Source organism: Pararobbsia alpina (assembly GCF_902859895.1).
In the GTDB taxonomy this organism is placed as follows: Bacteria; Pseudomonadota; Gammaproteobacteria; order Burkholderiales; family Burkholderiaceae; genus Pararobbsia; species Pararobbsia alpina.
The window spans coordinates 1-6,913 of record NZ_CADIKM010000097.1; the positions used below are offsets into that span (position 1 = coordinate 1).

At 56.5% G+C, this 6,913-nt stretch carries 7 protein-coding genes; 5 read left to right on the forward strand and 2 right to left on the reverse strand.

Features of this window, described 5'->3' with window-relative positions:
- The first annotated feature begins 1,029 nt into the window (after nucleotides 1–1,029).
- The 4 genes from HV670_RS29020 (at nucleotide 1,030) to HV670_RS29035 (ending at nucleotide 4,628) form a co-directional block, all read left to right on the forward strand.
- A complete protein-coding gene (locus tag HV670_RS29020; RefSeq protein ID WP_175108390.1) occupies nucleotides 1,030–1,380 on the forward strand; it encodes a hypothetical protein in 351 nt (116 codons plus the stop codon).
- Nucleotides 1,381–1,924: 544 nt separating this feature from the next.
- Entirely contained in the window at nucleotides 1,925–3,493 is a 1,569-nt protein-coding gene (locus tag HV670_RS29025; protein WP_175108391.1) for a hypothetical protein, read from the forward strand.
- Nucleotides 3,494–3,566: 73 nt separating this feature from the next.
- Nucleotides 3,567–3,929, forward strand: a complete 363-nt coding sequence (locus HV670_RS29030) for a hypothetical protein (protein ID WP_175108392.1) — start codon at nucleotides 3,567–3,569, stop codon at nucleotides 3,927–3,929.
- A gap of 72 nt (nucleotides 3,930–4,001) precedes the next feature.
- The gene (locus tag HV670_RS29035; RefSeq protein WP_175108393.1) at nucleotides 4,002–4,628 is read left to right on the forward strand and encodes a hypothetical protein; all 627 of its coding nucleotides are present in this window, start codon (nucleotides 4,002–4,004) and stop codon (nucleotides 4,626–4,628) included.
- Nucleotides 4,629–5,115: 487 nt separating this feature from the next.
- Here the strand turns inward: HV670_RS29035 and HV670_RS31650 are convergent, their stop codons facing one another.
- Nucleotides 5,116–5,526 carry a transporter gene (locus HV670_RS31650; protein ID WP_246258083.1) on the reverse strand — a complete coding sequence of 137 codons (411 nt, stop codon included), beginning with the start codon at nucleotides 5,524–5,526 and terminating at the stop codon, nucleotides 5,116–5,118.
- A gap of 73 nt (nucleotides 5,527–5,599) precedes the next feature.
- Here HV670_RS31650 and HV670_RS29045 point away from each other — a divergent pair, with 73 nt between their 5' ends.
- Entirely contained in the window at nucleotides 5,600–5,842 is a 243-nt protein-coding gene (locus tag HV670_RS29045; protein WP_175108394.1) for a DUF6429 family protein, read from the forward strand.
- Nucleotides 5,843–6,136: 294 nt separating this feature from the next.
- On the opposite strand, the gene HV670_RS29050 is transcribed toward HV670_RS29045, so the two are convergent.
- Nucleotides 6,137–6,913, reverse strand: a 777-nt coding sequence (locus HV670_RS29050; RefSeq protein WP_175108395.1) for an IS110 family RNA-guided transposase, incomplete at its 5' end; no start/stop codon positions are given.

Sequence of the window (6,913 nt, forward strand, 5' to 3'; positions counted from 1 at the left end):
TCCGAGAGTAAACGCGAGTTCGCGCCGGTTTACAACCCTTTGTGACCAGATTTCTTCAAGCTCCGACTACACATAGTCGATGCCCGCCTTCACTTCTGTATAACGAGATGGATATAACTACCTGCCATTCGGAGACACTGGAGTTTGAGCCGTTGGGGAATTCTGAAGCAACAAATGTCACATTGCCGGGAGGTTGTAACTACCTAATTAAATACAGTCGGACTAGCCGCTCATGCAGGCCAATCGAACGCTCAAAACTTGGATCATGATCGGGGGTTATGACGCGAAACTCGCCGGCGGGCGACAAAAACGCATATCAGTTCCGGCTCCGTGACCGATGAGCCCGTAATTTGTACTTCTCGAATGAATAAACAACCAACTCCGGTCACGAACCAAGATCGGTAACAGATCGGAAACGAGTAGAGAACTTGGTCCTCGTTCATTCGACCGATCCATGAATTCGATCAGCGGGTTCTGGTCCATAACACGACTAGTCCGTGAACTCGACGGCACGAAGTGGCGGCGATTTCACTTGGGCCCAGGTCCAAGTTCACCGGTCAAGTCGAGATGCCGCAAATCAGATCACTCAGCTGGCCAATGATGAAGACCAGAAACACCCCCGGCGGATGAGGATCAGAAGTCGTCTGCACAAGTGACTAAAAGAAGCCAGTTGCGGACATGTCGAAGTAAACCGATGGGCTCCACGCCTCGCCGGGATAACCCTAGGGGTTCTACCGAACATCATACGGTTGTGATCTCACAACAAATGGTTTAGTCTTCCTTGGCATTACGATCTGCGACCGAAAAAGCTAAGCCTGCTTCTGTTCGGCCTGACGCCAAGACTACAGGAAACTCAAAACCTTGGGGAAGCGAATGCTCGACACGATTATTAGCTTTTTTAAATCGCTATTGCACATCTATGATGCATTACCTGACGAGCACCGGAATACTATAAAAGAAAAGCTGAGTGAAGCATTTGATCCATTGTTTCGGGACTTTTATCGATCTGACATGGATGGTAATATTTAAATGAACAACTTTTTAGATCTTGTTAAGTGCGGAAATTGGGTGGTCGATTTCTTCAAAGGACGGCCAGAAAACAAAGCACCGCACGCAAGCGGCAAGATGTTTCAGCGAGAGGTAACAAGGAAGGCTGAAGAATCACTAACGGCTATATCCGAGACCATGCCCACACTATCGAAGAGCAAGATCCCTCAAATGAGCAAAGAGATTGGGGGCTTGATTGCGAGCGACAAGTTTATGCGGGAGTTAAGCTTAGCCATCGGTGGGCCTAATTTAGGGGAAGGCGAGGATACATTTGTGAGGCGATGCAAGGAATCGCTGCATGCACTCATCGATAAGCATCTTTCAAAAAATTAAACGCAGCTACAAAAGTAGTTCCATGAAGCTATCTATTGCCTTTCCTGTTAAGGAACGACTTTGCTGAGATGCGCAGGGACCGAGTCAGCGAAGGTCGCTTTCGAGCCGTAGTGTTCATCGTTTTTTATCGGAAACATGGACCGGCCGCGTCGAAGACTTCGGAGGCGAAGAAGCTGGACAGATGTGCTGGTAAAAAAGTCGTAATAGGTCGCCGATATTATGCTGATACGCATTCCGTTTTATTATAGATATCGAGCAGGTATTCTTTTAGCAACTCGTCCAGGCCCCCCGCAGCGCGAGGCAGAAAAACGTCAGTCGCTAGTACAAGCGCCCCAAGGAGACGTCAAAGCGGCGTGAACTTCAGCCATAGATCCAACCTGAGGAAATCGGAACCGACGATGTGTCCGGCCCAGCTTGCTGAGCATTGGCGCGACCAGAGCCAGTGCACGTCCTGCCAGGATGAAATCTCGACGCCCCGTATCAACGAACCAAGCACCGGCCGCGGTTCATCGCGGAAACGACGCTTTAACCAGAGAACGAATAGATGGATACAACTTCGTTTGTTCGTCAATTCACGCTAATCAATACCGCACGCCGCGTGCTGACGCTGCGGGCACTGTTTATTGCGATTGTTCTCTATGGCGGCATCCTGTTCTGGATCGCGCCTCGGCCGCCGATGGTCGATATCCCGCAGCATGCGGCGCAGATCGCCACGTTGCATGACATGTTGCTCGGAGGATCGCCCTGGCAGCGGATATTGGCCGTCAATCTGTTTACGCCCTACTTGATCGGTTATGGTCTGGCGCTGGCGTTATCGTTTGTGATGCCTGTCGCCGCGGCCATTAAGCTGGCTCTGATGCTGAGCTACTACACATTCGTCTTTGCCTGCGTGCTGCTGCGTCGGCGCTTCGGTGGCGATGCGCGGCTCGACTGGCTGTTTTTGCCGCCCTTCTTCGGTCTTTCATATCAATGGGGTTTCTACCCATTCATGATGGCGGTGCCGCTCGGCTTGCTCTACCTGCTGCTTGCTCTGCGGCACGCTGACCGTCCAAGCCGTTCGACGGGTGGCTGGCTGCTTCTCGCTGGCGTGATCCTGTTCTTTGCGCATGGCCTGATTTTTCTGGTCGCCAACGCGATCGGGGCAGCGTTTGTCCTCGTGCGCAGCCGGGGTCGGCGACTATCGGAAATCGCAGTGGCGCTGATACCGTACGCAGGTTTCGCTCTCCTGTGCGTGGCCTACGTCGTCTTGAATGACAACGCTCAATCGGCCTATCAGCTCGGCATACTGGGGCACGAACCGAGACTGTTCATTCACCGTGGCGCTATGCTCTTCATGGCGACATGGGGTGCGGCGTTCTCGCAGAAGTGGGCGACGGTCCTCGCCACCCTGCTTACGCTGGCCACGGCACACATGCTCGGCCTGCGTCCGAATCGCAGGGAGCCTGCTGCGTTCGTTCCTCTGGTCGTGCTGCTCGCATACTGGTTTCTCGTCCCTACAGTGGCCATGAACACCCACTTCGTCTACGAGCGCTTTGCGGTATACGTGCTGCCGTTCTATGCATTCCTGTTCGTTCGCCGCGAGCATTCCGGCAGGGGCATGGAAGCAAGGCGGCACCGCGATCTCGCCTGTCAGGTGGCGCTCGCCCTTATTTGCATCGCATTTTTCGGCCTGCAGACAAAGCGGTCGTTGGCATTTGCGACGGAGAGCGCGAACTTCGAACGGGTGCTCGCCGCCGCGGAACCACACCAGCGGGCGCTCATGCTCCCGATGGATCCGCGTAGCCCCGCCGCGGACAATCCGAACGCGTACCTGCACTACGCGGCGTGGTACCAGGCCGACAAGCAAGGGCTCGTCGATTTCAATTTCGCGGAATTCCTGGAGCAGGTCGTGCGGTACCGAGAGGGGCATACCTTGCGGGAGGCGCCGGATCGGCTCTCCTGGATGCCGGGCATTTTCAGCTGGAAAAACGACCACGGAGCGGACTACCGCTACTTCTTTGTCCGTGAGTCCGGATCGCTGCCGCCCGCATTGTTGACCAACCGTCTTTGCCCGTTGACCCTGCTCGAAAAGAGCGGCAGCTGGTCGCTATATGAGAATCGGCAATGCCACTGAGAAATCCCTCCCGGCGCGGCATGCACTACCATTTCCAGGATGCTCGAGAGTTCGGCTTTACCATAGGAATACATTGGCGCGGGTCAGCGTATTACTTGCTGTATCTGTGATGCTATCGCCCGGCAGTCGCTTCATGGCTCGGAGGGCAGAGTGGGTTACGCTGAAATTCTACGATCCCCCGAATGCTTTCCAGAAGCTGACCAAAGCTGAACCGAATATTCGCCAGAGCGTTCTAATTCCAGTCGACGACATTAAATCCATCGCAGGTACGTCGCTGCCACCCAAGTTCGAGCTGAGCGATTCTGAACTTTGGCTCGCTCGCTATGGGTCGCTTTCCAGCCGAGGTGACAGCGAAAGCCGACACCCGAATGGCGAGTACGTTTCTTCGACCCTGGTCTGCCGTCGGATGCTTGAGGGCGGTTATGCCGAAAAATAGCCGCACCGCACGCGTAAGGAAGCGATCGACAAAGCCGGTATTACTGACCAAAAATAGTGAATACGGAGGCGAATGATGTTCGGATCCAAGAAAAGGGAGCATCCTGAACGTGCAGGTCTGCGGCAAGATTTTGAGTATGTCACTTCAACGGCACGCCGCGCGCCCGAGGCCGTTCAAATGGTACTCGGTCACTCCATAAACTTGGCAAGCACTGATTTTGTCGCCCGCTTCAGGAGCATAGAGGTGTTCCGCGTAACCCCGGGGGCCGAAAAACTTGAATATTTGCAGCAATTGACCGCGGCGGAAATGGAGCTTCAGAAGAAGGATCCGCAAGCAGCAATTGGTTTTGCTCTCTTCAAGATGTGGGTAGGAGCTTTGGCGGCGAAGGACAATGAGTTGATGCGCCAGTTTTCAAAGGAGCTATCGATGCTAAGCAAAAAAGTTAGGGATAACAGACATTGCATCGAACTCGGGCGCCACGGATGGGACGTACGCAACCGCGACCATGTTCCACTGACCAAGCCGTTCCGGATTCGCGCGCAAGCCGAGCAATTTGCCGATCTTATTGGAGACTTTTCCATGGTCCAAGTACCGGCTCTTCGGACGGGGGAACTGCCGCAGATTCGCTGTACGGCGTGGGCGAAGGCAAAGATTGGACCGCGTGAGGGTGATCCGGGTTCACCGCGTTGGCGTGTTTGATTCTCTCGAAAGCGGTCATTGCGGCGTGGCCACCATCTCGGAGCGGTGAACACGCAATCCGGTTGTAAGCGGCGTGTGGTGGTGTCGCGGTTTCATGCGCTGAGCCGGCGCTTTAGCTGGCCCCATGGACGTGATTCACTTGTGCCTGGACAATCCGGCGCCGTCGCGCGCCAGCCAGTCAGCGGTTAAACCAGCGGTATTGCAGCGCGACGGAAAATGTCTGGAAATTGCCGCCGATGTTGGTCGTAAGCCCGCGCGACCATGCGAATTCGCAGATCATTGGCTTGCGAACGGCACGGATAGCGTGAGGCCGTAACGCGAGGTGCGCTGCAGATCCTGGTTCTCGACACCATTTATGCTTGTTCGACCACCGGTATAAAAGTCGCGTCCACGGCGAGCCAACGGCCGGGTCGCCAGTTATAGCCTGCGTGCCGCTGGAGTACAGGCAGGGGATTCCGGCTGCGTCGCCGGCCGTTGAAAAAGGTCGTTAGTCGGTGAAGACCCACACGCCGGCGGTGGTCTTCACGAACCAATTGCCGATCGGCTGGGACAGGCCTATGTGAGGATGGAACGCCCAGCGGTTCGCACCGACGTTGATGAGACGAGGCGGCACGTATTGGCCGGTGGGCGCGACGACGCTTAGACTGGCACCGAGCGATGTGCCGAGGCTATACCGTGCGAATTGCTCCGGGGTGAGTGCCGGACCGCCGAGAAGAATCACGACGAATCTGGACCGGACGTCGCCGAGTCCTGCCCTGTAGGCCAGCCCCCGGTTTCCCTCGACGTTCCCTGTCGGGTTCGCGTCAGCGTAGGGCGCCAGCAGCGCGAGGCTCGCCATGCGGCCCGCGATGCCGAAACTATGTGAATAGCCGATCGTATAGGCATTGATTTTGGCCAAGTCAGCCGACGAGATCCTGGCTAGTCTCGAACCGTTTTGCATGCGGGTTCAGAAGGCCGCGGGATGAAATGTCATGAATATCAATACCGACGCAATCGACGAAGCCGCCCTGGCACTTCTCTACCTGACTCTGCACGACCAGTACCGTGCGTGGAAGGGCTTCGACTGGGACGTGCTGAATCGCCTTTACGAAAAGGGCTTCCTCTGCGACCCGGTCAACAAGACGAAGTCGGTGGTCTTTACCGAGGAAGGGTTACGTGAGTCCGAGCGGCTATTCAGGCAGCATTTCGTTATCCCGGACCGCACGAACAACTAATGTAACGAACTTCTAACTCACGACACTGATATGGTCGGTGCGTGTCAATAGAGAGCAGTTGTTGAATCCCAAGGGTAATCGGGCGATGCGGCACAAGTCCGTTGCAGCGACGATGGATCAGACTGATATCCGTGGGTTGGTTACCACCGTGCATCGATCCGTCAGGGAAGCTGCCTCGCTCTAGTGACGCAGGTTGCCCGCAGGCCTTCTGTACATAGTGTCGACGAGGATTCTTCCTATCGTGAGCCGTACCGCATCGCCGGATTACCCTTTTATTTGATGCGCTTCTGCCATTCAGTGCGTCGCGGGAGACGGTGCCATGCGGGCGATCGCCCAAACGAAGCCGGCCAGTTCGCGCGCCACGGCGACGCATACCTTGTTGGCCTGGAGGCCGCGGCTACGCAGTCGATGGAACCTCGCGCACAGGCGAACCTGTGCCTTCCAGGCGTGTTCCCGGATCGGCTGCGCGAGCGCTCGCTGGCGCGTGCGCAGCTCGTTGCTCACGCGCGGGGCGAACCGGTAGTTCCAGGCCGATTCGGTAAGCAGCCGACGCGCGTGCGCGTTGCCGGTCTTGGTAATCGCACCGCGTCGCACAGTGGCGCCGCTGGAATGCTCCGAGGGGACCAGTCCGAGGTAGCCCATGAGCTGGCGGGCAGTGGCAAAACGCCCTATATCGCCGATCTCGGCTACCAGTCCGATGGCACTGACCGTGTCGAGGCCGCGCAGGGCGCGTAGTGCAGCTACTACCGATGCGACCTGTTCACTTAGTGCGCTGCGCTCCAGTGCACCGCTGAGCCGCTCCACGCGAGCGTGGGTGTCCTCGACGGCATGCTGATATTCGGCAAACGCCAGTTGATCGGCGCATTGCTCAAACCGCTGATCTGCGATCCAGCGCAGATGCATGCGGCTCCATGCCGTCTTGCCCGGATAGACGCGTCCATGGCGCAGGAGAAATGCCTTTAGTTGCTGACGCGCCTTGAGCCGCATGTTCACGGCATCTTCGCGGGCACGCCACAGATTGCGCAGTGCTTCGTGCGCGGCATCGGGTACCCAGATCGCCTTGAGTTCACC

What these genes read in the sequence shown, in the direction of transcription:
- HV670_RS29020 (WP_175108390.1), top strand. Translation starts at nt 1,030, where the DNA reads ATGAACAACTTTTTAGATCTTGTTAAGTGCGGAAATTGGGTGGTCGAT.
- HV670_RS29025 (WP_175108391.1), top strand. Translation starts at nt 1,925, where the DNA reads ATGGATACAACTTCGTTTGTTCGTCAATTCACGCTAATCAATACCGCA.
- HV670_RS29035 (WP_175108393.1), top strand. Translation starts at nt 4,002, where the DNA reads ATGATGTTCGGATCCAAGAAAAGGGAGCATCCTGAACGTGCAGGTCTG.
- HV670_RS29045 (WP_175108394.1), top strand. Translation starts at nt 5,600, where the DNA reads ATGAATATCAATACCGACGCAATCGACGAAGCCGCCCTGGCACTTCTC.